The following is a 24,881-nucleotide window of genomic DNA, read 5'->3' as shown; positions in this document are numbered from 1 at the left end:
CCTCCATAGAGCAAGGAGCTGTCCATGACCCGTCTGCTGCTGCCCCTTGAGCACCCAAACCCTGCTGCCGAACATCATGCCGACGACGCCCTGCTGTACGCCCTGAAACGCCTGCCACGGCGTGTGCAACAAGTATTCCTGCTCAACCGCCTCGACCAACTGGACTTCGCTAGCATCGCCGCCCGCCTCGATCTGCCATTGGCGAGCATCGAGCGGCACATGGACCAGGCACTGCAGGCCGGTCGCTCGCGCCGGGATGTGCTGGCGAGTGTTGCCGGGCAATGGTATGTGCGCTTGCAGAGCCCACAGGTGACGGCGTGCGAGCGGATCGACTTTCGTCGCTGGCTGGATGCGGATACGGCGAACCTGCAGGCGTTTCACGAAACTGAACTGCGTTGGCGCAGCCTGTTGGCGCCGGCACGGCAACTGGGCCATGACGGCTGGTACCGGCAAGGCCGGGCCGCGCTGTCACTGGGCGGCTGCTCGGTTGCGCTCGGGCTTGGTGTAGCAGCGTTGGTTCTGTTCGGGTTGTGGGCCTGATCACCACTCGACGGAAAGCGGGCCGCCAACCTCAGAGTCTCAGGTTTTCACGTGAAACCTAATTGGCAAACCAAAGCGCAGCGCTATGCTCGTGCGACAGGTGCCAGTGCCTTTTAGTTGGGCTGGGTTACCACACTGCCGTCGAAGTGCTCGAGGGCACTCTCGTCTACACAGGGCAAAACATCAGGACAGAAGGAACGCTGCGTTCCCGACTCAGGTTCAACAGCACGGTATTGATCGCCCGCTGTGACATATCCAATCCAACCGCTGTGCCAACCTCTTCTCCCTGGTTCGTACACATCGTGACTTCGGGTCAAGACCTTACTCCCCCTTGAAGTGTCACAAAATAGGATGGGCGCATTTTGCAAGCGCGACCGCTCCCTTCAAGACAGGATGTGAAGCTCACTTCCGATAAGAAAAATTCTCATGTTTATTTGCAGATCCGGCCCATCTTTGAATGCCATCTTTGGTATGGACTCCCAAGGCAAACCGGAAAGCGTGGCCAAGAGCAGCCCGCAAGCCGTGACCTTATCAGATGCGCAAAAGCAAGCGATTAGCAACAGCAAGTTCTTTGAGGCGGGCGCCAGCATGTCTTTGCTGGGCCATCCGGGCAAGGTAGGCGATGTGTTCGACCAGCAAGCCCTGATGCTCGCCACCTTGTTGCGGCATGGTTTTAGCGAGCAGAGCCAAGCTGGAGGAACGCTCGTCTATTACCAGGGACGGGAGCAGCTTCTGCGCGACGTATTGCAGGCGTCTATCGCGCCCTTGTCGGCGCAGTCCGATCAGATCGGCCGAATGATGAGCTCCGACCAAGCGCTGCAGCCATGGCTGCTGGACACTTTGAGCACGCCACTACAGGGCCTGCTCGATGGAACCGGCAAACAGAGTCATGTCGAGTTTCTGACGAAGATCCGCTCCCTGAGCGCTTTTGGCACTACCGTCTGGCAGTTGATGAACCCAGTAGAACACCTTAAGCAGCCTGAACTTCATGCGCAGCATAAGGCAGCCAATAGCGCGGCGTGCGCGGCCCTGCTGCGGGAAGCAGGCTTTGATGCCCAGGCAAACGACTTCGCCGATCGGTTTAAGGAGTTTTCAAGCAAGACCCGTACACCAGCCTTCGACAGCCCGCTAAGTCGAGCCCGCAGCGAACGGATGCCGATGGTGGAAGTAGGCGGAGTGCGACGCCCGGTTAAGGGGGTATATGAGGATGCGGCCAAATTGGGCTTGGGTTTTGGTCTGGTAGTGCAAAATACCGCCGATCCTGATGGCTTCGAGCAAGCTGCCTTGCGTGCAGTGCTAGGCGAGCGCAATCAGAATATTAATGCCATAGCTCGTGAAGGGGCGCCGATTGCCGACCTGACCCGTCCCTTCACAATGTCGGAGACAGATATGGAAAATGTGCCTGAAGCCTATACACAATTAGGCCTGACCGACATGTTGGACCAATACGCGATGCTACATGGCACCGGCATTAATCGCTGGCAGGTCTTTGGCACGTTCGCGATGGAGAGTAATCTTCAAGGGCTACCCTCTGCGGGGGCACAATCAGGAGGTACCTGCGATATTCTGCTGGCGCTCAATACGCTGAACCCGGAATCCATTTACGGCAATGCGGCACTTGCACTGCCTGCCGGCTTGGGTATTGCCGCTTTCATGAACTTTGGCGGGTACCACACTTTTGCGGAAACCTTCCCTATTGCCGAGGCTGCCGCAGCCAACACCCCCTATGTCCCCAGCAATCTCGTCGCGACGCATCAGCCTGACCTGTACCAACGGATGGAGAAGGTAGCGGAGCGCTGCAGCCCAGAGGGTTCTGAGAAGCTCGCGCAGTTCCGTCAGAGCCATGCGCAGGTCCTTGAGACGCTACGCCAGCAACATCCCGATGTGGAATCGCCTGCACCTAGCGTCGAGTTCCACGCCTCTGCGCAACAGATAGCGGATTGGCGCACTCGTAATTAAACCTCGGATCAAGCCATCGGCATGGCCAAAGCATGTCGAATGCCGACCTGTGCACGATGCTGAGTTATTGCTTAGGCTCTGTACGAAAAGAGATGTCGCAAACACCGCATGGAACAAGCCAGTGAGACCATTGCTGCATAGCTTTTTGCGAGCTTGTCGAAGCGTGTCACGATGCGGCGGTTCTCTTTCAGCCAGCCAAACATGCGCTCAATGATGTTGTGCTGTCGGTATTTGGGCCGATCAAACAGTCTGGGTAAGCCAGGGGTGAGTTTTGCCCTTCATTGAGCGCATCGGGATGACGGGTTGTCCGTAGATGGCCAGGAACCTTACAGAATTTCAGCTTCCGGAGGGCGCCAATTGGGTTTCTTTGGTTTTCGTACAGAGCCTAGATAGCTATACCCACACAATAATATTGGAGCCTCCCTTGCAAAGCATGCTCAATACCATAACTACTCAACGCTCTGCCTCGCTCACAGAAGCGACAACAAGGAGCAAGACGCCTATCAGCGTATTCGCCAATACCACGATGGTATCGGATCAAGAAAAAACTAACCTGAATGACATTACTACACTAATTGTATTTGGAGAAAAAGGAGATCTGGGCACAAACCTAAAACACCACAACATCGCTGAGAGTCGCCCAGCCTTTTATATAAATCATACGGTGGCGAACACGTTAATTCGCAAAAATATCTCCCCGCCTCCCCCCAAAAAATATCAAGGGTATGACCGTTTAAACCAAGCATTGCGGCAAATATCACTCGCAGTGAACACTGCGATGAACCTGAAACTAAACAGCAACCCGCTTGAAGTTCAGGCAAGTGTATTCTGCAATTTACTGCATCTCTCATCCAATTTCCACACAGACAAGATTCAAGAAGCGCTCCGCATTGCCTTGACAGACAGCGGCCTATTTAAATCTGCCCAGGAACGCGTTCAACCTCATGAAAGGGAAGACTGGGATAAAGTGTTAAGCGCCAGACGTGCCAGACACCATAGGAAGCTTATGGAGACCTTCGCCTCCCTCCACTCTGTGCTCACGACAATAAGCAAGGCTCATACGGAAATTATTCACGACAGAGGTATCCGCCCTGGCACCAATTTGACCAAGTCAACCATCGCATTACAATGCAAAGCCGGCTTCTTGACGATTTTCAAGGTTTTCGAAGACATCAAACGCTTCGGCGCCTCTAGCCACATCATGGTCCATTCTCCTCCCCAGAACATGGAATCGAAGCCCTACCTACCAGAAGGTGTAACCGAGACGATGCATGCAGAACAGACCATTGAAGAATACTTAGCCAAATCTGCCGACATCATCTACGACGAAGCTATTGCTAAATTAGACTTGCAAGCAGGACAACACATAATTGTAAATATGGCAGGAAGATTTGTGCCCTGCGCCGTATGCAAAGAAGTTGAACACAGCAGTACCAACGGTGGCGTTTTCGACCCCAAAAATAACAAATTTGTATTATGGCGTAGTTCCGAGCGGATTGGGATGGCATTCAAACACGAAGTACAACACCTGGCACTGCATGCCTTACACAGTCGCGACGCTCATGAAGCATTGAAAAAGGCGTTAAAAATCAGAGATGGTTTTATACTACACCAAGAAACACTTCAGTCTTATGGAGCACCGGTAGTAACCTGCTTTTCGCTTGACACAGACAGCGAAAGCTCAGACGACCAAGGGAACGATTAAAATCTCCACCCGCAGAAAACCCATCATATTTTACAAGTCCGGGACTGGCATGACTCCGGTCACGCCAGCGCCCCTTTAACTATACAGCACTACTTCAAGACACTGGCTAAAATTTCACTACCGATGGATGTTGACTTCAGGTCATCGTAGTTTAACTTATTGCTATACCCCAATGCTGCCTCACCATCAAAGACACCGACAGAAGCGAGCATGATTTCATGGTAAGAGTGATGATTCTTCGGAGGAAGTAGATTGCCCAACATCACCAGTCGAGCCTCTTCAAGTGTGGGAATCTGACTGATATCAATATCCTTGTCATAGCTCAACAGTTCACGACACATGGCGTAGTGATTCAAATACCGTAGGGTATGCCCGCTAGGACCAGAGAGAACAGGCTTGCCGTGTGCGACTGCATCAAGCACCCATTGGTTGACACTTTTGTCCTCTGTATCTGACCACCTAACCACATTGGACAACCCCCCTGTAGTATGTTGACGAAACTGACTTCCCAAGGGGTTACTGTCCCTAGAGTTGGCCTCGTCATCGGTGAATGTCTCTGTGCTCCAACTAACATTCAGGGTTTCAAACAAGGCCTTGCGCGCGGACGGTTCCATGCCCTGTAAAATGTGCAGAATCCCGTCACGATGATCAGCAATTCCGAATGTGTCTTTAAAGTAATTTGGTTCATCGCCTTTGCTGGCAACCAAGTCATTCCATCTATCCGCTATCAAGTTGGCCACACCTGCCGGATACTGAATGGGATTGTTGACCTTCCATATTTCCAAATCAAACCGATGCGAGTTCCAAGGAAAGATTGGATTATCTGGAGTTCGCACATGATTAAACATGCACTGCCGCCTTTCCATCCCTGGGACATTATAGATCTCGTCTTCAGCCTTTATCAGTGTCGCTAGCACGTGGGCGTCCAAATTGTCTTTATCAGCAATGAGTTCCTTTGCCCCACCAATATTCTTACTTTCATGCCGAATCCTTTCTTGCTGTTCAGGCGTAAAATCCCCAAACCTCATAGGCGCACCAGAATTCAACCTAATCGCCTTGGCTATCGCGTTAAGCCTGTCACTGGTCGCCAACCCCTTGCCAATGGCCACCTCAATAATTCTATTTTTTTCTGCCGTTGTTCTATAGGGATCTTGGTCAAAAACATTCGCCTCCACGTTAACCTGACCACGCCCAACTATCGCCTCCATACTTTTAGACGGCAATACGCTGGCGAACGAAACAGGTTGTAAAAATACAGGCCTTCCCTCACGCGGACTTGAGGTATGTAAATTCAACCTATCCATCACCTGCCTCAGTTCTTTGGCTTGAGCAGATGTTATTACGCTAGCATTTCTCAGAACGCCTCTGTCTTCCGCCTCGGAACTCTTAGCGGAGAGCGCACACATAACAACTGCAGCTCTATTGATACCATACATAGACATCACCCTCTACTTTAATCCCAACATTAACGACGACCAAGACAAGCATTTAAACTTATATACCCCTTCAACAAGCCCATAAACACCTCACCCAGCAGACCAGTACAAATATCGCTTGAATTAATGATTCTGTAATACACCAGAACATTATCTTCAAGAGACAGTACATCACCACTTGAATTTATTTCGAAGTAACAAGGTAGCTCAGCCAGTTCGCCCAACTCCTTATCAGTAAGAGGCATCGGCATTACTATTTTAAAAAAAAGCACTAGCTTCTCTAGATCACACTCATACTTCAGATAAAAAAAATCCCCACTTTCCAAGCGCAGAGCAACCTCACTGAGATCATAGAAATTAATATTACTCAATTGATGCTGCTCTTTTAGAACATCCAACAGCTTACTGATTTCGCACTCTACTTCCACCCGCACAGGGTCATACACGCCATTTAAATGTTCCATTACCCACCCACCATTACATTTATATTCACATAGATAACGAGTATCACCCCCACCGCACGAACCTGTTACCTTCCGTTAGGTATTGAGTACCATCCCCCAAGCTAGGTCAGGTAGCTAGCGAGGACTTGCGACTCACTCCATCTTTACTCGAAGTCGGAAACGCTCATCTGGCTCGTGGGCGACCCGGATCAGGTGGTCAGGCGATTTTTAACTGCAACTTGTTCGAAGAATCCTTAAACGGCTGATCACTCACTTAATATACGAACCTATCATTACCAACCGATATTCTCGCGACTGTCGTCATCCTCAGAAGGCTTGAACACCTCCTGCATAAACTCTTTGACGAACATACCGGTTGAGGCAACCGACACCAGCGCAACTCTTATTTCCTTGTAAGTCGCACTTTCTTCCAAGCCCTGCTCTTTCATCCGCACCATCACCTGCGTCAATACATCCATCTGCTTTTGCGTAGTTTTATAAGGCAACTCCCCACCGGCATTCGCGTATTGTTTCAAGTAACCCTGAATACCGCCCGGCGAGGGTGTCGTGGACGCTATCCACTTCATGAACTCATCGTAGAACTGAGCAAACTCAGGATCCGGATCAGCGCTGGTTTCCGCGCTTTGAAGCCCCATACGCCGATCCAGGGGCACAATCGTCTCGGTGCCTCGGCGCGGGGCCTGGCCGGCGCCTGTGGGCGAGGCGTTATCAATGATCATTGCCGTTATCCAACTCCAAAACATGAAGCGGGCTAGAACCTTCCTTGTCGAGGGCGGCAGCCCAACTGATAAAAAAGCTTCTCGACGCTTCGTCGAGCTGGCGCACGCTCTCCGGCAACTGCTTGAGCTGGGCGATCAGGCGCGGCGACAGGCGTTCCTGTGTGGCGCCGATGTCGAGCTCGACCACCTGATCCGCCAAGCGAAACAGGTAACGTTCCTGGGCATGGAAACGGATATCCACACTGTCGACTCCCAAGCCCTTCAACTTGCTTTTCAGCTCCACCTGCTGGGCTTTGCACCGCAGTGGCAGGATAATCTGCAGCGGCTCTCGCCCTTGACCTGCCCATTCCGCCTGCCAGCGCTGCAGCAGTTCATCGAGCAGACGGTCGTCCATCAGCAAATCCCCCAGCAATGACCGGGCGGCCTGTACCAATTCCGCCTGTAGCGCGCTTGCCATCACTCGCGACTGCATTAAAAGCCCGCTCACGCCAGCAGCGGCTTGCAGCACGCCTTGGGCATACCCCTCCTGAAAGGCGTTCGCACGAACACTGTCTGCGTCTTGTTGCGCTTCTGCCATACAGGCCTTGGCTCGTTCGCGGGCTTGCTGCATCAACAACCGGCAATTGCGCGCAGCAGTGCGCTCTTCATGCCTCAGCAGGAGGGCATCCGTCGAAGGAATGTCAGCAAGCGTTCTGATGGATTCGAGCATGTTGTACCGCCAGGATGAAAAGTGACGAATTCGGCGCCAGTATCGGCAAGGTTTGCTGCACCTCGACCACTCGCGGCGAGAACTGCAAGAACAGACGCTGCATGAGCGCCTCCGGGATGTAGTGACGCCAGGCTGTCAAGGCAGCGAGTCCCAGGGCGTCGAGCGACGGTTCAAGTGCTTGCGCTTCGCAGATCGCGACCGTTGGCCGATTACCCAGCTCGATACGGGCGAAGGCTCTTGTCGACGCATCGAGCTGACGCATGCGCGCCCCGCGAGCCAGTTGCGGCCACAGCAGATGCGCCCCCATGAGGCGAGCGATTGCTGGCAAATCCCGCCAATGCGCGACCCAACAATCAGTCCATGGATTGCGCTCGATCTGCTGCGGGTCGGGGCAACTGAGTTTCAAGCCTTTTAGCAACGATTGATTGAGCAACGCCCGGGCTGCCGGCTCGCCAAACAGCGCTGGCATAACACCCCGGTGAGGATGCAGATAGTCCAGCGGCTGCTGGAGGACGGCGCGCAGCGCTTCAGTTCCGCGAAGCATGCTCGATCTCTTTCGACTGTCGATACCGCATGACCCAGTACCCTAGCGCAGCCAGGATGCCTAAGACGAAAACGCCATAGAGCCAGGTAAACGCGTAGGCGCGAGGCTCCGGAAAGGGGGCGGTATGCTGAATTAAAGCCCGCTTGGACAAGACCACCGAGATATGGTCGTAGTCCACGGCCGAGAAACTGTTCTTGAGAAAACGCTTGATATCGCTAATCAGTAGCTGTGGCTCGCTGTCACGCTCATACACCACCAACGCCGAGACATGGATGGGCGCAACCTTGCGCCCGCTTTCTCCGGTCTCCAGGTCGTAACTCACATGTACCCGTGCTGAAACCACACCCTCCAGGGTATTCAACGACTGCTCCAGGCGCTGCTCCAGCGCACTGTACAGACGCGCCTTCTCGGCTCGCGGCGAAGCGACCAGAGAGTCCGCAGGAAACATCTGGGCGATTTCGACACGCGGCTTGGAGGGCAGCGAATACAGGGCCAACAGGTCGACCGCCGCCGCGAAATCCGCTTGCGCGATCTGCACCGAGTATCCGGCCTTACCGTTATCCACTTTGGTCGCAGTGATGTTATTGCGCTGCAGTACCGAAATCACTTCATTGACCTGCTGCTGGTCAAGCCTTTCGAGCAAACTCGGTTGTCGACAGCCAACCAGCATCAGGCTGATCAGCGCAAGCCAGGCAAAAACCCTCATGACGAACGCAACAAGGTTTCGGCCGTAGTCACCGTTTTACGGACCAGGACGTTGAGTAAAGAGACATCTATGTTGTACTGCGCAGTGAGCAGCTGCAATTCGCTCAACACTTCCGGGTTGGTGATATCCGGGCGTTTGAGCATGGCATTGATCCTTGCATGATCACGCTCGGTGCCCACAGCGGAGCTGGCGAAACTCTCGATCAAACGACCCTCCAGGGAAACCACTGAGCCAGGCTCGGGACGCGCCAATTCGGCCATCCGAAGCGGGCTCAGGTTCACTGACGTCAGGGAAGAAACAAACATAGGAACCCCACAAGAACAGTGCCGGCTGACATACGAAATACCTGCCAGCCGAGCGGAAACGCGAGACTTAACGCGCGGCGGAAACTATCGCCGTGTCAATTTCCTTGAAGCCCTTGATCGTATTGGTCGCAGCGTTACGGAACACATTGTAGGAAGAGAATGCAGCCTGATAGGCCGCCAATAGCGTGGGGTCCGACGCATCTTCATGCAATGCGGCCAGTGCCTCATCGAGTTTGGTTTTGAGACCGGTAGCGCCGTCCTCGAAGCTCTGAGCCTGTCGGCCCAGGAAATCATCATGAAACTCAATGGGATTTGAAACCGTACTCATATATCAACCGTTATTATCAAAGAGGTTTAGGAAAGTACCAGGATGACGGCGTCATCTTGATGTAGCCCTGGGGGCCATACTGGAACGACTTGCCCTTGAGCCAGTCATCTTTGAGCTCGATCGCGAAATGAACGTACCGCTCACCCCATTGCCGATCGAACGCTGCGACAAAGTCACCCAGGGCCTGTAACTCAGCGTCCTCAAGACTGCCCTCGACTGTAAAGGTCACACCGTCAGCATGTTTGTGCCGAGTAAAGGGCAATGCCAAGCGTTGCAAGCCTTGCTCGGCCAGATGCAGGAGTTCGTCATCGTCACTTTGTACGATCATTATTTCGCGAACGTAGGGTGCGACTGCGATCAAAGCGCTCTCCAGGCGACGCCGCAATCCGGGTGCCAGCAGGCTGCGTTGACGACTGATCAACAATCGCGGAACAACCGGATCACTGAGATCCATACGGTGATAGGCGAGTTGCGGAGCAAGGTTGGACACCAGACTCTCCAAACGGCGGCGCTCGTCGTATGTGGTCATCACCTGTGTCGCCGAGTACCCATTGCGCACCAATACCTGCCTTCCCCACGCGGCATCACGCTCGGAGTCGGCGAAGACGTAAATCGCCCGGTCGCGGCCGTAAATGACGACCATGCTGCTGTTGCCCCCGGCAATCAGCGCCTCAACATTCGACACAGGTGTATGCCGAGAAGCGTACCCACCGAAAATCGCCAACCCGACCATTATCACCAGCACCGCCCCAACAACCACTCGCCGCGAGACGAAAATGGACGTTCGAGCCTGCTCGGGCTCTGCGAGCACAAACGGTTTCTGTTCCAGCAACTCGCCACGCCACACTTCATCGAATGGGCGCACGGCGATTGGCAGCCCCGATATATTTTCCAGTGACTGGAATGGAATGAGGCGCTCAACCGCACCTTCGTCGCCCAAGATGCGAACGACACATCCCGAGCAGTCATTATCGTCAAGCAAAACCTCAAAGTTGCGGCCATCGCACTCCAGCGGAATGTAGATCGCATCTTCCGGAACACTCAACGGATGCTCTGCTGTGCAAAACCTTGCCTCGGGACCCACGACGAAAAGAGTACGCCGCTGCGCCAGAACAAATTCACAACCCTGCAGCGGGCCACTGAACACCCTCAGGACGCATTGCGTTGCAGGAGAGTCCTGCATGCTGTTCACCACCCGGTCTATCAAAATAAAAAGTGCTTAACGCTTCTACTTGCAAGCGATCATAGGGAGTAGCATATAGACAATCCTGATCAGATTATGAGGAAAGCCTGATACAGACAATCAGAACCCGGCTATATAAAAGTCGCTGACCAGCCTCGATCCCGCAATCCACGGGAAAAACTGTCGTCCCTGATCAACTAAACAACAAATTCAAAGGTCAAGACCAAGATGAGTTACATTACTTCCACGGACATCCATGATCGCGACCACGAACCAACTCGACCAACAACGCCCTGCGGTCGGCCCCGTCAATACAACGAACACTGAGATAACAATCAGGCGTCATTCGCTCGACTATGGCCTGGCAATCATCTGAAGCTTGCGCATTAGCTGTCTGTCCCGTCGGCATCACACTAAGGCTTTCGCCGAATGCGGCGGCCAGTCGGCGAACCAGTTCGCACTGCATTTCCAGGCCACGCTCATCATCCTGCACCTGCAACGGCAAGGCCAATGACGCGGGCACCGATGACGGGGAGGATGGCAAGACCGTTCGTTCGACCACCTCCCCTACAAACCGATAACCCTTGCCATAGACCGTCTTGATGTAGCCATTCTCACGCCCCAGCAACTTGCGCAGTGCATAAATGCAGCGGGTAAGGGACTCTTGGGCCACGTTGCAGCTGGGCCACACCTGGTCGAGCAACCAGTCCTTGAGCACCAGCGAACCCGCCGTACTCAGCAATAGCCGTAGTACATGCAACTCCTTGGGTGGAATGTGCAGCCCGGTACCGTCACGCAGAAGCAACCCATCTTCCTGCAGGATGCATTGGCCAAAAGCAAACGAGCGCTTTGGCCATTGATCAGTTCCCCCTTCCATAACGTAGTTCCCCCAATGCGTTGGATATACCGTGACATTGGCAAATCAAACCCGCGCCCCGGCGTGAGTGATCAACTATAGGGAAACTGATCCCAATGATATTTACGATTTTTCTACAATTCACTGGAGAATAACCAGCAATACCCAAGCGAACGCCCTGCTCATCATTGAGTCGGCAGCGCATGCCATACGGTAATGTTGCCGAGCAATAACTACGCGCCTTTACCGGTACGTACTTACAGAGCGGGACTAGACGGATGCCTGAGCGATTGCCTGATGAACCAAGCGATAAAGATCCTCCACCTCACGAATACCGGTTAAGCCCTCTGGAGACAGCTCAACACCCAGAAAGTGGTTGATCTCCAGAGCAATTTCCAGAAAATTCAACGAATCCGCACCAAGGTCCTCCACCAAGCGAGCGTTTGAGGTAACGGTCTCGACATCGACCACGAGTGTATCGGCGAGTATCGCGATGATGAGGGCGTCTATTTCAAGCTTCATCATTCGCTTCATTTCGCATTGCCATAGCCAAGGTCACCTTTACGTCGTTGTCAACCAATTCCGCTCGCGATCGCCTTGAGCATCTCTGCATACTGGCTCAATTGTGACGAGAGAATCTTGTTGAAATTCTCGTGGTACGAGTTGGCGCTACCATACTTGGTAGTGAATAACTGTAGCTGGTTCTTCAAATCGCCTTCCTGGCTATTAAACCCGGTTTGCCAAGCCTGGAATTTCGCGGTATCCCACTTCACGGTACCGTTGGGGGCTGCTGCGATCATTGCATCCAGCGGTGACAAGTCCATCATCACTCGATAACCACCCTGGCCATCAGGCTGCACACATGAATCGGGCAACCCCAAGGCCTTGGCCCACTTCTGTGCCTGTTCCTGTGTCGCAGACCCCGAAACAGGATAGAGGACGCCATCCGGGGCTTGCTGATACTTATTACGCAGCGCTTCTAACGCAGCGCGCAATTCCCCGCTGATTTCGACCTCCTTACCGTCCGACTTGCCCGTTATCCAGTCCCCCATCTTCGCCATGATGGTTTCGTTGAATGCCTTGTAGAAGTCCGAGTATTTGGTCAGCAGCGCTTCGTAGATCTCCAGGTATTCGCCCTTGATAAAACCGATCATCGCCAGCAACTGCTCAAAGAAATCGGCGCTGCCACTGAACGGGCTCAACGTATTCCGAACAGCTTCTGGCGCCAACGGCAAATCGCCTAGTTTTTTGAGCGTTTCATCCTTCCACTGTTGGATGTTGGGGCTAGCAGGGTGCGCAAGAGCTGCCCACTTGCGTAACTCGGCTTCCAGCAAATGCCCCTGAACCTGACTGGGCTTTACTTTCCCGAGCACCGTTCCACCTAACCGAGACACCAACGACTGCGTAAAACGTTCAGCCGCCGACGGCAGCGGACGATGATCGACCTCATGACCGCCAACCTTTTCATCCGCAGGCTGATCGATACGCAGCGCAATGGCAGGGCAGGACCTAGTGACAATTTCCATGATTCATCTCCTGCTCAGGCGCGTACAGAGGCGATTGCGCTCAGGGTAGAGCCACGGCTGTCGACCAACTGCTGGATGGCGTCGAGTATCTTGCTGAGCAGCGCCGTATTTTCATTGACACTCTGGTTGGCAACATCACTGACCGCCTTGTTCAGCCCCTGCTCGGACTGATGCAGCACTTCGCGCTGACGCTCTGAATACTCTTGCAAACGCAGGATGGCGGACAACCCGGAGCTGATGATCATCGCCATGGAACTGGTGGCACCGCCAACAGTCAGGTTGCGCTCGTATGTTTTTGCCTGCAGAGCACTTTTCATGCGCGCTTCCGTGGCCTGGTCCACAGCCTCACGAATCTTCGACTCAAGGACTGCCCGCTTGCTCGGGTCAATTTCCAAGTCAACGCGCATCTGGTGGGCCTGCGCATCGAACTTCGCCGCAGCCGACTGTTTGATCTTGATATCAGTATGCTTCTGGCTCTGCCCGCGCAAGGACAACCCGGCACCTGCGACGGCCATGGTGGTGGCAACGACCGCACCACTGACCGCAGCCCACATCGCGGCCTCACCACCGGCCATGATTGCAACACCTTGTGCAGTGGCGGCCTCATAAGCCATCTGCGTGAACTTGCCGCTCATTTCCGCGCTCGATTTGCGTGCGACATTGAGCGCGACAATCGACGCCACCAACACACCGATATGTTTTTCCCACGCGGCGGGATCGAACGACAACAGGTCCGCCACCGGATCTTTCACCGCACCTTCGGCCCCCTCTTTCTCCTGCTGGAGCACAGTGGCAAAAAACAAGCCCATCATCGCCTGGCTTTCGCTCTCGCTGAACCCCGAGGTAGCCAGGTGCTGATTCAACTGCTGAGCCGTCATTGCTTCGACAGCCTGAGTGTGCCGAGACATCAACACCTGCGCATCAAGCCGTCCACTGATACTGCTGATCGACAACGGCTGCTTTTGATTGACGACCTTACCTGCGACCTCTGCAACCTCAAGGCTGCTTACCGATGTGGAACGACTACTGATTGAAAAATCCATGAGTGCTGACCCTGTTGAATCAAATGTTGCGTGCCATGTTCAAGCTGCTGCTGTTGATACTGTCCTGGATGCTGAAGGCTTGCTTGATGGCGTTATCCTTGGCCTTCATGGACTGTTCGAAGAGCTGGACCATGTCGTTCAGATAGTTCTTCAGCTCTTCGGAGATAACCTTGGCGAACTGGAAGTCGGCCAGGTGCTGCGCCGCGTTGCGCTGGTGAATACCCGACTTGGTTTCCAACGCGGACTGGGCAGCGACACCACCCGCCTCTACGACTGCCACTGAAGCAGCCAGACGCGATGCATACATATCCAGGGAGATTGCATCCGACTTGAGGCCTATGCTGGAACGGGCCTTGGTCATGACACTGGAAAAACCATTGCTCACCGCCCGTGCTGCCTGCTTGAGCATTTGTGGCGTCATCTTGTTGGCCAATTTGCCGAACATGTTGCCCATCGCACTGGCGACCCGGCCCGCAGCGGACTTGCCAACGACCGCGACAACCACCAGTACCGCGACCATGGCCACGGCACCAACGATTGCGCCCATGATCATCCCCGCCATATCGGCCGACGCCGCATCGACGCCGGCCTTCTTCAGAAGATCGGCAATCCCCTTACCGATGCCCTGAATCATCGGGCCGAGGATATTGTCCATCAGAGGCTTCATGGCCTTCTCCATGAACGACACCCCGGTCAACTCCTTGACTACCATGTCCGCTGCCATCAATCCCACACCGACCGCTGCCAGCGCCAGACTGGCTCCGCCCGTAAAGGCAGCCCCGACAACACTGACCACGGTCAGCACAGCGCCCAGAATCTTGCCGATACACCCCGCCGCCTTGCTGGCAGCTTCGGCTTTACGCACTTGCTCCAGGTACTCTTCAGACTTTTTCTCCAGGTACTCCTGACGTGCCGCCTGCATGCTGCGGAACAACTCCAGTTCCGCTTCAATCTTGTTTTCAGCGCTTTCGCCCATCAACTCTGCAAAACGTGTCATCAGCAACACCATGGTCGCAGCCGCGTTCAGCTGACGCTTCATGCCATCGAGCACCGGCTTGTCGCCCAGCCCCGCGTTTTCCACCGACCTGGCCAGGGCCTCAGCCTTTTTGCCCGCCTCTCCAGCCACCTTGACTGCGGCCAGATACTTCAGCTCGGCCTTGCTCAGTAATTGTTGGGTGGCGGTCAAGTTGCCTTGCGCCAGATCACGGGCCGCCAAGGCTTTTGCATGCTCGGGCGTACCCGGCTCGGTTTTCGACAGCGCCGTTTCAGCATCGGCCAGCGCCCTTTGCGCGCTGTCGACTTTAGCCTTGGCTGCGGAGAGCTCTTCCTCGGATGCGCTCGCATAGGCGACAGCCGCGTTCAATTCCGCCAGCGCACTCAGATAATCGTCTGATAATGCCTTGTTGCCCTCAGCGCTGGCCTTGGCTGCCGACCTGAGGATTTCCATGCGCGACTTGAGTGACTCCAGGCTGACGTCACCCAGCAGGTTGATGAGCGAGGCCATCAACAAGGTGAACCTGTCTTCAGACCCCTTTTTCGCACGCTCAGCACTTGGCAGTGGCGAAGCCAGAAGCGGCCTCCCTGGCGCAGCAGTGTTGCCACCTTGCGACTGAGCGGCGTAGCTCACACCTTGCAGGTTGGCCAATGCCGTATCGGCAGCGCGCTGCCAGGCCTTGGTGTTGGCCGCTTTACTCGCCGCTTCGGCATAACGTTCCCTGCCGGCCTGACGGGCCAGCGTTTCTGGGGATAGGCGTGAGTACAAAGCCCTGATATCCATTACAACTCTTTCTCCGCATGATCAGCGTCGATAGTGGTCAACGCATTCAGGTAAGCCTGAGCCTGCTCGCGCATACCCGGCTCCTGAACATGCTCGATGACATACTCAAAACACAACTTGGCCTTACCGGCTTTACCCAGCGCCAGCTGGCATTGGCCGGTATAGAGCATCGGGCGGTAATCATTTTTTCCTTGGGCAAAAGCCACGGCATACAGATCGACCGCTTTCTGATAGTTCTGCTTGAGCTGATGCACCGCCGCCAGCCCCATCCAGTACTGCGCGTTATAGAAGTCGTAGATACAGAGAAAATGGAAAAACTTTTCCGCATCGTCCAGACGCCCCTGCTCATAGAACTCATAGGCAAAGGCGTAGAGGCCATCCATCTGCTCGGTACTGACGCCGCGCAGCTCTTTGAGCGATGCACCATCAAGTACGGCCTGCATCACATGCTCGGCAATCCGGTCCTCTTCCTGCTCTGTATGTTTTCGACTACTCATGACTACTTACTCCTGAATGTTTCTTCAGCGGTGCTGACAGGGCTATTGAGCCAGCTGAAGGCAAGGGGCGCCGTCACAAACCGCTCATCGTGGTGTACGTGAATCACTCATGCCTGCATTCGGCTTCGCAGGAGCCCCTCAGGCCTGCTCGACCTGCTCGAGCCAGACCAGCAGTCGCAGGACGTTTTCGATTTCCTGCATCTGTATGAAGGTGTAGCGCTGATGGGTCTTGAAGATGCGTCTGGCCAGGGCAATGTCACTGATCACCGGCACGCCTACTTCAGCCGCGTACTTGCGCACGGCCAATGCCCGCTGGTTGGTTTCCATCAGTGAGATAAACGGCATCACTGTGACTTCCGGACGGAAGTAAATACCCACGGCGATGTGTGTGGGATTGGCGACAATTACTCGCGAACCACGAATGTCGGATTTGATTTGCTCGGATAGCAGTTCCTGGTGCAGCGCGTGCCGCCGCCCCTTGATTTCCGGATTGCCTTCCTGCTCCTTGTGCTCGCGCTTGACCGACTGCTTGTCCATCTTCAGATCCTTGATGTACAGCCAGTACTCACACAGCGCATCGAGCAAGACGACCAGCACTATGCAGCCCAGAAAAGCCAGCGCCAGCACCAGCAACAAATGCCCCCAGATCGGGAACAGGTCGACAGGTTTCGCATGGAGTTGTGCAAACAGTAAATGCCGCTGGGTCAGCCAGACCATCCAGAAGGCAATGACAAAACTACCCAGATATAACAGGGATTTAATGGAATCCTTTACTGTTCTGAGGCTGAACAGCTTTTTGAAACCGTTAACCGGGTTCAGTGCTCCGAAGTTAAGTTTCAGGGCCTCGCTGGCAATAGCCAGACCGGTCTGTAGCAACGTGGGCAAGGCGCTGGCGAGAAAGCACACAACGATCAGCGGGGCCACGACCTTGAGCAACAGCACCCCGAGTTCAGCGGCATAACGCTGCTGATCGGCAGCAAAACCCGAAGCGATGATGCGCCGATAAACCTCTATAAGCTCCAGCAAGGTGCCATTGCTCGTCAGGTAGATGATCGCGCATAGCATCAGGCAGGAACTGGAGAGATCCTTGGCCTTGAAGGTCTGGCCCTTTTTCGCCGCGTCGCGACGCTTCTTGGCCGTGGGTTTTTCAGTTTTCGAGGCGCTGGACATATCAGCGGGCCTGCGGTGGTACGATCCAGTCCACCAGCTGATCCGGCTTGGAGGCCAAGCGCAGTATTTCGTCAGGCAGGTGTGCACTGAAATACAGAAGCAACACTAGTAACGCGATGGCTCCCTTGACAGTGAGCGACACCGAAAACGCGTTCATTTGCGGTGCAAAACGCGCCAGCAGACCAAGCAGCGCCTCGGTGAGCAACAAGGTCGCCACCACCGGCGCGCTGATAATCAGCATTTTGCTGATTAACGGATCGATCAGGCCGAGCAACGGCTCAATCCGCAGTTCGCATCCGAATACCGGCGAGCAGAGTTGGTAGCTGTGGCTCAGAGTCTCCACCAGCAAGGCCATTCCCCCACCCTCCAGGTAAATCACTGCCGCGAACAGCTGGAGAAAATTCGCCAATTCCGAGGTGTCGTCGCCGTTGGCCGGATCGATCGTGTTCCCTAACATCGCTCCGCGCTGGTTATCGATCAGGTTGCCCATGCCGTGCAACACCCAGAACGGCCAGGACAACAGGCAGCCGAGAATCACGCCCACGCCGGCCTCTCGCAATAACAACCCGTAGAAGCCAAGCGAGTCCAGGCGCGGCAACGTGCCAGCGGTATAAGGCCAGAGCGCCATGCCAACCAGCACGATCACGGCATTTCGCGGTGCTCCGGTCAGTGCGCGACTGTTGAGAAACGGCAACATGAAAAAAACCGGTGCCAGGCGAGCGAAGCAAACCATTGCACCGGCCAGCCAGCCATGCAGGTCAAAAAAAAGGCTTACGTTCATCGCGATTCACTTCAGGGCCAGGCGCATGACTTCCCGACTGAAACCCAGCAACGTCTCACCGTACCAGCCAGAAAGCAGAAACAGACAGACCGACACCGCCAGCAGTTTGAAGCCAAAGGGCAAGGTTTGCTCCTGAAGCTGGGTCACGGTCTGAAACAGGCCGATGAGCAACCCCACCAGCGTGGCGACGATGATCGGCCAGGCCACCAGAACCAATATCAGGTACAGGGTTTTGTTGCCGGCAAACACCAGATCATTCATCGCGGATCCTCACTGAGCAAGGGACAGGTACTGCCCAACCAGTCCGGTAGAAAGCAGGGCCCAGCCATCCAGCGCAACGAACAGCACCAGCTTGATAGGTACCGAGATGATCACCGGGCTCATCATCATCATGCCCAGGGCAAGCAAGATACTGGAGACCACCAGGTCGACGATGACGAAGGGCAGATACAGATAGAAACCGATCTTGAAGGCGGCTTTGATTTCGCTCAGTGCATAGGCTGGCAGCAGCGCAAACAACGAGGGTTTCAGCTTTTCATCGAACGCGCCATCGACGGCATTCGGGTTCTCGCGCGCGATCTGCGCCCGCTCGAAGAACTGCGCCAGGTCTGGGTCGGTGTACTTGGTCAGGTATTCGCGGTAACTGCCCAGGCCGTTATCGAGGAACGCCACCACCGCATCGATATTGGTGAACTCAACCCGGTTTTCCTTGTAATAGTCATAACCTTGTTGCACCACGGGGCTCATGACGAACATCGCCAGTAATAGTGCAACGGCGTTGAGGGTCATGTTCGATGGCACCTGCTGCAAGCCCAGAGCGTTGCGTACGATAACGAAGACAATCGAGAACTTGATATAGCAGGTGCCCGCGGCAATCAGGAATGGCAACAACGAAGCCACTGCCAACAGCCCGATCATTGAAACGTCATTCATTACCCGTGCCCCGCCCCACCTCACGCAGCTCGACGCCCAGGCGATCGCCTAGCTGGACCAGCTCACCCACAGCAATGCACTTGCCAGCGACACGAACTTCAACGTTGCTCAAGGCCGTGGATTCCAGGGGCAGCACCTGGCCCTCGATGAATGCGTTGAGCGCAGCCAGGCTCAGGGTGAGTTCGCCCAGTACGAATTCAAGTTTGACCGGCAGCTCCGATAGCACGCTGGGAGCGGCCGGCGAAAGGTTATCCGGAGGGGGGAGTTGCATGTGCAGACCTTCCTTGACAAAGGTGAACTGGCCGATACACAGGTCGGCCATGAAGAGTTGTCGGGTTTGCTCGGCGATGACCAGCACATCGCCCATCGCCAGTTGCCGATAGGGCAACCGAGCCAGCTCGCTGTTACCGAGCACGACTCGCAGGACCTGCGGCACGGCCTGCAACCAGGCTTGCAGCGGGCGCGAAGCCTCCTTGCGCTGGCTCGGCCCTTCCACGACCCACACGTCGCTCTGGGGCGTTGCAATGCAGGGCAGACAAGCCCCTTGCAGCGCCTCTCCCTGAATGAGCTCGAACGCGAACAGGCGCTGGTAGTCCAGCAGCTCGGGCGCAACTTCGACGGGCCGGCTGACCGCCGAGAACAGTTCCAGAGCCTCCTGGCCTGTGCCCTCTTGAAGCAGCCATTGCGACCACTGCGGAGCCACGGCGTGCAACCACTCGCGAGCCCCGATCATGCCTTGCCAGAGGCCGTGGCAACCTTGGGCCCAGAAGGCTAGATAACGTGTCTGTGGCGAGGGTTGGCTCAACCGCACAGGGTGCCCCTCACGCTGCCAGCGGGCCACGGCATGGCGCCGCTCATAATCAAGTGGCGCAACGCAGCGCAACAACAGGGTGGAGGTCACGCCTGCTGCCCTCCCTGCTCCCCTGTATCTCCAAGCGTTTGACGGCTCTCCTCTTCGAACTCCTCCTCCGCTCGCTCCTGCTGATGACGGTCACGGTGTTCATGCCTCTGCTGATCAGCCAAACGCCAACGCGGATCCGGCACCTGCGCCAGGTTGTCGCTCAAATAGCTGGAAACCAACGAGCTGTCTGGATTGAGCAACAACTGCTCGGGGCGTTCGCCGCCCGCCTTGCTGACCGTGATCAGACCCACAGCATTACCTTTGCTGAAGGGCACCTGAAGATAGCCCCTACCCTCTTGGGCAGTGCTGGCTTCAGGCGCCGGCTTCGGTTCAGATGTCGGGTTGGCAGCCACCGCCGAGTGCGTTACGCGGTGCAAATGCAGTGACTTTTCCAGCAAAGGCAGTGGTTGCGCCGGTAAGGCTTGAGGCGTTTCCTGCTTGACCGCTCTGTCGGCGACAGCTCGATCACAGGCCCAGAGCGCACTGACAACAGTGGTCCGATCAAGCTCCTGTGTCCGCATGGCGACCGGCAAGCGGGTAGACGACGATGGAACTTTCTGCTGGGCCGACGCATCGATGGCAGCCTGAACGGGTGTGGCGAGCGCAGTGGCAACGGACGCCTGAACAAGCACCTGCGCAGCGATCGGTAAACGCGTAGCCTTCAAGGCAGGTCGAGCATCAACCCGTGCCGGCGATGAAGGCACGGAAGGCTGCTTCATTGACACATGTATCGTCTGTTCCACCGATACTTTGGCCGACCTGGACTCAGTCTCGGCCTCTGGGCGCAGCGCTGCCAGCGATGGCTTTAGCGGGAGCTCGCGCAGTGGCTGCAACTGCGCCAACATTACAAGCGCGCCCTGCGGCAAGTCGTCCAGTGCCTTACGGTCTTCAGAGACGTGCGGTTGAACTTCATGGCCGAGCTCATCGGAGGGTAAAAAATCTTTGACCGGGCGGACTGCCACTACAAGAGGGCGCACTACGCTCATTTCCAATTCACCAATAGTTCATCAATGTCACGTTCTTCCTGGCGCCACAGACGTGAACGACGCTCGCCCAGCAAACGTTGCTCCAGACTCTGGTACTTCATATGCTTTCTCTGCAGCGCCTTGATATGCCGTTGCAAACGCTCGACCCCTTGAACCGCCTCTTGGTGCTGGTCCATCACGCGGATGCGCTCCAGCGCCAGGTTACCGATCTGCCGCCGAATGACAGCCTGACGCCGCAACAGGGCCAGCAACTGCGCATGGCTCAACCGCAGGTCCTCGGGACGTTGACTTGTCATGAGCTCATCGAGCCCCAGAGCCTGCTGCTCGATCGCCTGCAACTCACGCTGAAGCGAAGCCAATGCGCGCAAGGCCTGATCGAGCCCTCGCTCACACGCCTGCTGCTGGTAGTCGCTGAATTCCAGCAGCCGCCGGACACTAGCCAAGCAGACCATGCAGGCTCTCCAGCGCGGCCTGAGGCGCACATCTCTCGCTCAAATCCTGGCAAAGCCACGCCATCAACGCTTCGCGACAGGCCATGGCCTGATCGTTAGCCGCATTTTCCCCGGATCGGTATTCCCCCAAATCGAGCAATACCTGCAGCTGCTCGATGCGGCGCAACACCTTGCGGGTGTTGGCCGCCAGTTGCTGAACATCGTGTCCGGTGACTTGATGCGCCACCCGACTGGCACTACGGAGCACATCGATTGCCGGGAAATGACCGCTGGCGGCCAGCTGGCGGCTCAGGTAGATATGCCCATCGAGAATGGAGCGAATCTCCTCGGCAACAGGGTCAGGTTCATCGTCGCTTTCCAGCAGTACGGTGTAGAACGCGGTGATGCTCCCGTTGACGGTCACGCCCGGACGTTCCAGCAAACGCGGCAGGGAGTCGAACACCGAAGCGGGATAACCGCGCCGCGCCGGCGCCTCACCCGCCGCCAACGCGAGGTCGCGGCGAGCACGGGCATACCGGCTCATCGAATCAAGCATCAAAACCACCTGCCGGCCTTGATCACGGAAATATTCGGCGATTGCCGTTGCCTGTAATGCTGCATTGCAGCGGTCGATCGAGGAGAAGTCCGAGGTCGCGTACACCACCACACACCGCGTGCATTTATCCGAATGACGCAACGTCTCGACAAACTCGGTGACCTCCCGCCCCCGCTCTCCGATCAGCCCGATGACGAACACATCGGCTTCGCTGTGGGCGATCAACATGTTCATCAACGACGTCTTGCCTGATCCCGCCGCGGCAAAGATGCCGATGCGTTGACCAATGCCGCACGTCAACAGGCCATCGATCGCCCGTACGCCGGTGGCCATCGGCTGGCTTACCGGGCGACGCTCGTGGTAGGCCGGAGGAGCGGCATCCACTGCACAATCGCGACCATCGAATGCATCGCCGGGGGCCAAACGTTCGACTATCCGCCCCTGGGGGTCGATCACACTACCGAGCATGGCAGCGCTGCAATACAGGCTGAGCAATGAACCGGTAGGCACGATCAGCGATTCACGGGACAACCCTCGCGCATCACCCAGCAAACTGAGCAATACCGCATCGGGGCTGAAGCCGATCACTTGCGCGCGAGCGCTCACCGCAGTGTCCCGCCAGTTTCCGCGCACCTCGCATACTTCGCCGATCACCACATCGTGCAGTGCCGCTTCGAGAAGGGGACCATTCAAACGCAACGGGTGGGCAGCACGGCGTTCCAGCGATGGCCGACTGATTGGCAGTTGCATAGTGCATTCTCCTAAAGGGTCTTGAGCACAGTCACTGAAATGGCGTCGGAAATCTCGCCAAACGACACCACGTCCAGTTCCCGATAACGGCCCTCGATCAGTTTCTTGATATAGCGCCGCACATCCACCGAGGCCAGGATGACCATGTCTTTCTGAGGGATGTGCAGGCTATCGAGCCCGACTGCCAATCGGTCCATAAGCTCTTCGCTGGCGGAGGGTTCCAGGTTGAGGAAGCTTCCACTAGAGGTGTGGCGGATACCCTTGCGCACCACGTCCTCGAACTCCGGCGAGAGCAGCAGAACGCGCAGTTCATTGCCGTTGGCAAATTTGTTACTGATGTAGCGCGCCAGGCCGCCGCGCACATGCTCGACCAACACAATCACGTCTTTCTCGCGCGAGCCCCAGTGAGCAAGCGTTTCAAGAATCAGTTTCATGTTGCGCACCGAGATACGCTCGGCGACCAAGCGTTGCAGGAGCTCAGCGACTTTCTGTACCGGGGCATGGCGATAGACCTCTTTGACCAGGTCCGGGTAGCGCGCTTCCATCTCGTCGAGCAGGATCTTGCTCTCCTGCACCCCGAAAAACTCCGAAATATTGCGAGCCAGCAGGGTTACCAGACAGCGATAGAATTCGTCATGAGCCGTACGCAAATGATGCCCCAGGTTCTGCAGTTTTTCGCGCTCGCTGCTGCGCACCCATACGCTGGTTTGCTTATTGCTGTCGACGCCCCTGGTCAAGTCCAGGCCGAGATGCTCAAGCTCTGGCTTGTAATCGACAACACGTAGCTGGTCGAAGTGGATATCGAACTGGTCTGCACGAACCTCGTTGATCAACACCGCGACTTGCCCAATCGGCAGTGAGTCGGCACCGCGCAATCGGGGTTCGGGGATCCGGATACCGTAATCGATGAAGAACTGGCTGCGAAAACGCTCACATAATCGAGCCTCGCGTAGCGCTTCGACGCGAGCGCTTGGCACCAGCAGCATCAAGGCGACGGTTTCGGTGGCCATGTCATCGACGTTCTCGATCAGGCCCAACTCGCTTTCGGGTTCCCCCTCTTCACCCGCCAAAGACACAACGGGGGCAGTACCCGAGCTTTTCTTCTCCAGCCGGTAGCGAAAGAACAGCAATGCCACCAGCGCACTGGCGATGATCAGAAACACCGCAACCGGGAACCCTGGCAGCATCGCCACACCGACCGCCAGCAAGGCAGTGATACCCAGCACAAAAGGATGCCCCAGCAGTTGGGTCATCATGTTGCGCCCCAGGTTGGCCTCGTCTCCGTTGACACGGGTCACGATGAAACCTGCACCAATGGCGATCAACAGCGCGGGAATCTGCGCTACCAGGCCGTCACCGATAGTCAGCAACGTGTAGGTCGACAGCGCCTCGGACATGTCCATTCCCAGTTGCCCGACACCGATTGCGATCCCCCCCAGAAAGTTGACGAAGATGATGATGATCCCGGCGATCGCATCGCCCTTGATGAACTTCATGGCGCCATCGAAGGACCCGTACAACTGGCTTTCGCGCTCTAGCGTACTGCGCCGCTCACGCGCCTCCTTGGCATCGATGACACCGGCCTTGAGGTCGCCATCGATGCTCATTTGCTTACCCGGCATGCCGTCGAGGGAAAACCGCGCCGCCACTTCCGCCACGCGTTCGGAACCCTTGGTAATGACGATGAACTGCACGATGGTGACAATCGCGAAGATCACGAAGCCCACCACCAGGCTGTCGCCAATCACAAACTCGCCGAAAGACGCGATGATTTCACCAGCATCGGCCTGCACCAGGATCAGCCGGCTGGTACTGATCGATAACGCCAGACGGAACAACGTGGTGATCAGCAACAGCGCGGGAAAGGTGGAAAAACTCAGGATCCGCTCGATGTAGAACGACCCCATGAAGACGAGGATCGCAATGACGATGTTCAGACCGATCAGAAAATCCACCAGCGGCGTCGGCAATGGAATGATCAGCATGGCGATGATCATCACCATCAGGGCCAGGATCAGCAGCTCGGGGCGAGAAGTGACATTGCGCAGGAATTTATCGAGCATGATAAGTACCGAC

General features: G+C 55.9%; 27 protein-coding genes and 1 pseudogene. 3 read left to right on the top strand and 25 right to left on the bottom strand.

Annotated features, from left to right (window positions below; all coding sequences use genetic code 11):
* Positions 1–24: 24 nt before the first annotated feature.
* Complete coding sequence (locus ABIB24_RS08985; RefSeq protein WP_354316337.1) at positions 25–540, top strand: DUF4880 domain-containing protein; 516 nt, start codon at positions 25–27, stop codon at positions 538–540.
* Positions 541–993: 453 nt separating this feature from the next.
* A complete protein-coding gene (locus ABIB24_RS08980) occupies positions 994–2,499 on the top strand; it encodes a hypothetical protein (RefSeq protein ID WP_354316336.1) in 1,506 nt (501 codons plus the stop codon).
* 71 nt (positions 2,500–2,570) lie between these two features.
* On the opposite strand, the pseudogene ABIB24_RS08975 reads toward ABIB24_RS08980, so the two are convergent.
* A pseudogene (locus tag ABIB24_RS08975) lies at positions 2,571–2,805 on the bottom strand (IS5/IS1182 family transposase); the annotation flags it as partial.
* A 118-nt stretch (positions 2,806–2,923) separates the two neighbouring features.
* Between ABIB24_RS08975 and ABIB24_RS08970 the strand changes: the two are divergent.
* A complete protein-coding gene (locus ABIB24_RS08970; protein ID WP_354316335.1) occupies positions 2,924–4,204 on the top strand; it encodes a hypothetical protein in 1,281 nt (426 codons plus the stop codon).
* An 89-nt stretch (positions 4,205–4,293) separates the two neighbouring features.
* Here ABIB24_RS08970 and ABIB24_RS08965 read toward each other — a convergent pair whose 3' ends face one another.
* The 24 genes from ABIB24_RS08965 to ABIB24_RS08850 all read right to left on the bottom strand — a co-directional run bounded on the left by ABIB24_RS08965 (position 4,294) and on the right by ABIB24_RS08850 (position 24,868).
* Positions 4,294–5,646: a hypothetical protein gene (locus tag ABIB24_RS08965; RefSeq protein WP_249352851.1), complete on the bottom strand. Its 1,353-nt coding sequence runs from the start codon at positions 5,644–5,646 to the stop codon at positions 4,294–4,296.
* A 23-nt stretch (positions 5,647–5,669) separates the two neighbouring features.
* Positions 5,670–6,104, bottom strand: a complete 435-nt coding sequence (locus tag ABIB24_RS08960) for a hypothetical protein (RefSeq protein WP_137164395.1) — start codon at positions 6,102–6,104, stop codon at positions 5,670–5,672.
* Positions 6,105–6,376: 272 nt separating this feature from the next.
* A complete protein-coding gene (locus ABIB24_RS08955) occupies positions 6,377–6,823 on the bottom strand; it encodes a hypothetical protein (protein ID WP_137164396.1) in 447 nt (148 codons plus the stop codon).
* Entirely contained in the window at positions 6,813–7,532 is a 720-nt protein-coding gene (locus ABIB24_RS08950) for an oxygen-regulated invasion protein OrgB (RefSeq protein WP_170978860.1), read from the bottom strand. The genes ABIB24_RS08955 and ABIB24_RS08950 overlap by 11 nt, the downstream gene beginning before the upstream one ends.
* Entirely contained in the window at positions 7,504–8,076 is a 573-nt protein-coding gene (locus ABIB24_RS08945; protein ID WP_137164397.1) for an OrgA/MxiK family T3SS sorting platform protein, read from the bottom strand. The genes ABIB24_RS08950 and ABIB24_RS08945 overlap by 29 nt, the downstream gene beginning before the upstream one ends.
* Positions 8,060–8,782, bottom strand: coding sequence for an EscJ/YscJ/HrcJ family type III secretion inner membrane ring protein (locus ABIB24_RS08940; RefSeq protein ID WP_137164398.1), 723 nt, complete (start codon positions 8,780–8,782; stop codon positions 8,060–8,062). The genes ABIB24_RS08945 and ABIB24_RS08940 overlap by 17 nt, the downstream gene beginning before the upstream one ends.
* A complete protein-coding gene (gene sctI / locus ABIB24_RS08935; RefSeq protein WP_337993877.1) occupies positions 8,779–9,042 on the bottom strand; it encodes a type III secretion system inner rod subunit SctI in 264 nt (87 codons plus the stop codon). The genes ABIB24_RS08940 and sctI overlap by 4 nt, the downstream gene beginning before the upstream one ends.
* A 112-nt stretch (positions 9,043–9,154) precedes the next feature.
* Positions 9,155–9,415 carry an EscF/YscF/HrpA family type III secretion system needle major subunit gene (locus ABIB24_RS08930; protein ID WP_025339837.1) on the bottom strand — a complete coding sequence of 87 codons (261 nt, stop codon included), beginning with the start codon at positions 9,413–9,415 and terminating at the stop codon, positions 9,155–9,157.
* 16 nt (positions 9,416–9,431) lie between these two features.
* Complete coding sequence (locus ABIB24_RS08925; RefSeq protein ID WP_249352884.1) at positions 9,432–10,598, bottom strand: PrgH/EprH family type III secretion apparatus protein; 1,167 nt, start codon at positions 10,596–10,598, stop codon at positions 9,432–9,434.
* Between the two features lie 238 nt (positions 10,599–10,836).
* Positions 10,837–11,475: a winged helix-turn-helix domain-containing protein gene (locus ABIB24_RS08920; protein WP_274120744.1), complete on the bottom strand. Its 639-nt coding sequence runs from the start codon at positions 11,473–11,475 to the stop codon at positions 10,837–10,839.
* Positions 11,476–11,724: 249 nt separating this feature from the next.
* On the bottom strand, positions 11,725–11,988 hold the full coding sequence (locus ABIB24_RS08915) for an acyl carrier protein (RefSeq protein WP_137164401.1): 264 nt from the start codon (positions 11,986–11,988) through the stop codon (positions 11,725–11,727).
* Positions 11,989–12,026: 38 nt separating this feature from the next.
* On the bottom strand, positions 12,027–12,980 hold the full coding sequence (locus ABIB24_RS08910; protein ID WP_137164402.1) for an IpaD/SipD/SspD family type III secretion system needle tip protein: 954 nt from the start codon (positions 12,978–12,980) through the stop codon (positions 12,027–12,029).
* 14 nt (positions 12,981–12,994) lie between these two features.
* On the bottom strand, positions 12,995–14,023 hold the full coding sequence (locus ABIB24_RS08905) for an IpaC/SipC family type III secretion system effector (RefSeq protein ID WP_137164403.1): 1,029 nt from the start codon (positions 14,021–14,023) through the stop codon (positions 12,995–12,997).
* A gap of 19 nt (positions 14,024–14,042) precedes the next feature.
* The gene (gene sctE / locus ABIB24_RS08900) at positions 14,043–15,800 is read right to left on the bottom strand and encodes a type III secretion system translocon subunit SseC family protein (protein WP_274120743.1); all 1,758 of its coding nucleotides are present in this window, start codon (positions 15,798–15,800) and stop codon (positions 14,043–14,045) included.
* Positions 15,800–16,297, bottom strand: a complete 498-nt coding sequence (gene sicA / locus ABIB24_RS08895; RefSeq protein WP_025339843.1) for a type III secretion system translocator chaperone SicA — start codon at positions 16,295–16,297, stop codon at positions 15,800–15,802. The genes sctE and sicA overlap by 1 nt, the downstream gene beginning before the upstream one ends.
* Before the next feature lie 138 nt (positions 16,298–16,435).
* Positions 16,436–17,467: an EscU/YscU/HrcU family type III secretion system export apparatus switch protein gene (locus ABIB24_RS08890; protein WP_137164405.1), complete on the bottom strand. Its 1,032-nt coding sequence runs from the start codon at positions 17,465–17,467 to the stop codon at positions 16,436–16,438.
* Position 17,468: 1 nt separating this feature from the next.
* The gene (gene sctT / locus ABIB24_RS08885; protein ID WP_137164406.1) at positions 17,469–18,248 is read right to left on the bottom strand and encodes a type III secretion system export apparatus subunit SctT; all 780 of its coding nucleotides are present in this window, start codon (positions 18,246–18,248) and stop codon (positions 17,469–17,471) included.
* Between the two features lie 6 nt (positions 18,249–18,254).
* Positions 18,255–18,509: an EscS/YscS/HrcS family type III secretion system export apparatus protein gene (locus ABIB24_RS08880; protein WP_025339846.1), complete on the bottom strand. Its 255-nt coding sequence runs from the start codon at positions 18,507–18,509 to the stop codon at positions 18,255–18,257.
* Between the two features lie 9 nt (positions 18,510–18,518).
* Entirely contained in the window at positions 18,519–19,181 is a 663-nt protein-coding gene (locus ABIB24_RS08875) for an EscR/YscR/HrcR family type III secretion system export apparatus protein (protein WP_274120741.1), read from the bottom strand.
* On the bottom strand, positions 19,174–20,082 hold the full coding sequence (locus tag ABIB24_RS08870; protein ID WP_025339848.1) for a FliM/FliN family flagellar motor switch protein: 909 nt from the start codon (positions 20,080–20,082) through the stop codon (positions 19,174–19,176). The genes ABIB24_RS08875 and ABIB24_RS08870 overlap by 8 nt, the downstream gene beginning before the upstream one ends.
* The gene (locus ABIB24_RS08865) at positions 20,079–21,068 is read right to left on the bottom strand and encodes a SpaN/EivJ family type III secretion system needle length determinant (protein ID WP_137164409.1); all 990 of its coding nucleotides are present in this window, start codon (positions 21,066–21,068) and stop codon (positions 20,079–20,081) included. Before ABIB24_RS08865 ends, ABIB24_RS08870 begins: the two co-directional genes overlap by 4 nt.
* Positions 21,065–21,520 (bottom strand): SpaM family type III secretion system protein, encoded by a 456-nt coding sequence (locus tag ABIB24_RS08860; RefSeq protein ID WP_025339850.1) that lies wholly within the window; start codon positions 21,518–21,520, stop codon positions 21,065–21,067. The genes ABIB24_RS08865 and ABIB24_RS08860 overlap by 4 nt, the downstream gene beginning before the upstream one ends.
* Positions 21,504–22,805 carry a type III secretion system ATPase SctN gene (sctN, locus tag ABIB24_RS08855; protein WP_038408217.1) on the bottom strand — a complete coding sequence of 434 codons (1,302 nt, stop codon included), beginning with the start codon at positions 22,803–22,805 and terminating at the stop codon, positions 21,504–21,506. Before sctN ends, ABIB24_RS08860 begins: the two co-directional genes overlap by 17 nt.
* A gap of 11 nt (positions 22,806–22,816) precedes the next feature.
* Positions 22,817–24,868: an EscV/YscV/HrcV family type III secretion system export apparatus protein gene (locus ABIB24_RS08850; RefSeq protein ID WP_274120740.1), complete on the bottom strand. Its 2,052-nt coding sequence runs from the start codon at positions 24,866–24,868 to the stop codon at positions 22,817–22,819.
* Positions 24,869–24,881: the final 13 nt, after the last annotated feature.

This window comes from Pseudomonas sp. UYEF17, from assembly GCF_040546125.1.
Lineage (GTDB): Bacteria > Pseudomonadota > Gammaproteobacteria > Pseudomonadales > Pseudomonadaceae > Aquipseudomonas > Aquipseudomonas putida_Z.
The sequence above is the reverse complement of the archived record's forward strand: the minus strand, read 5'-3'. Positions and strand labels throughout refer to the sequence as shown.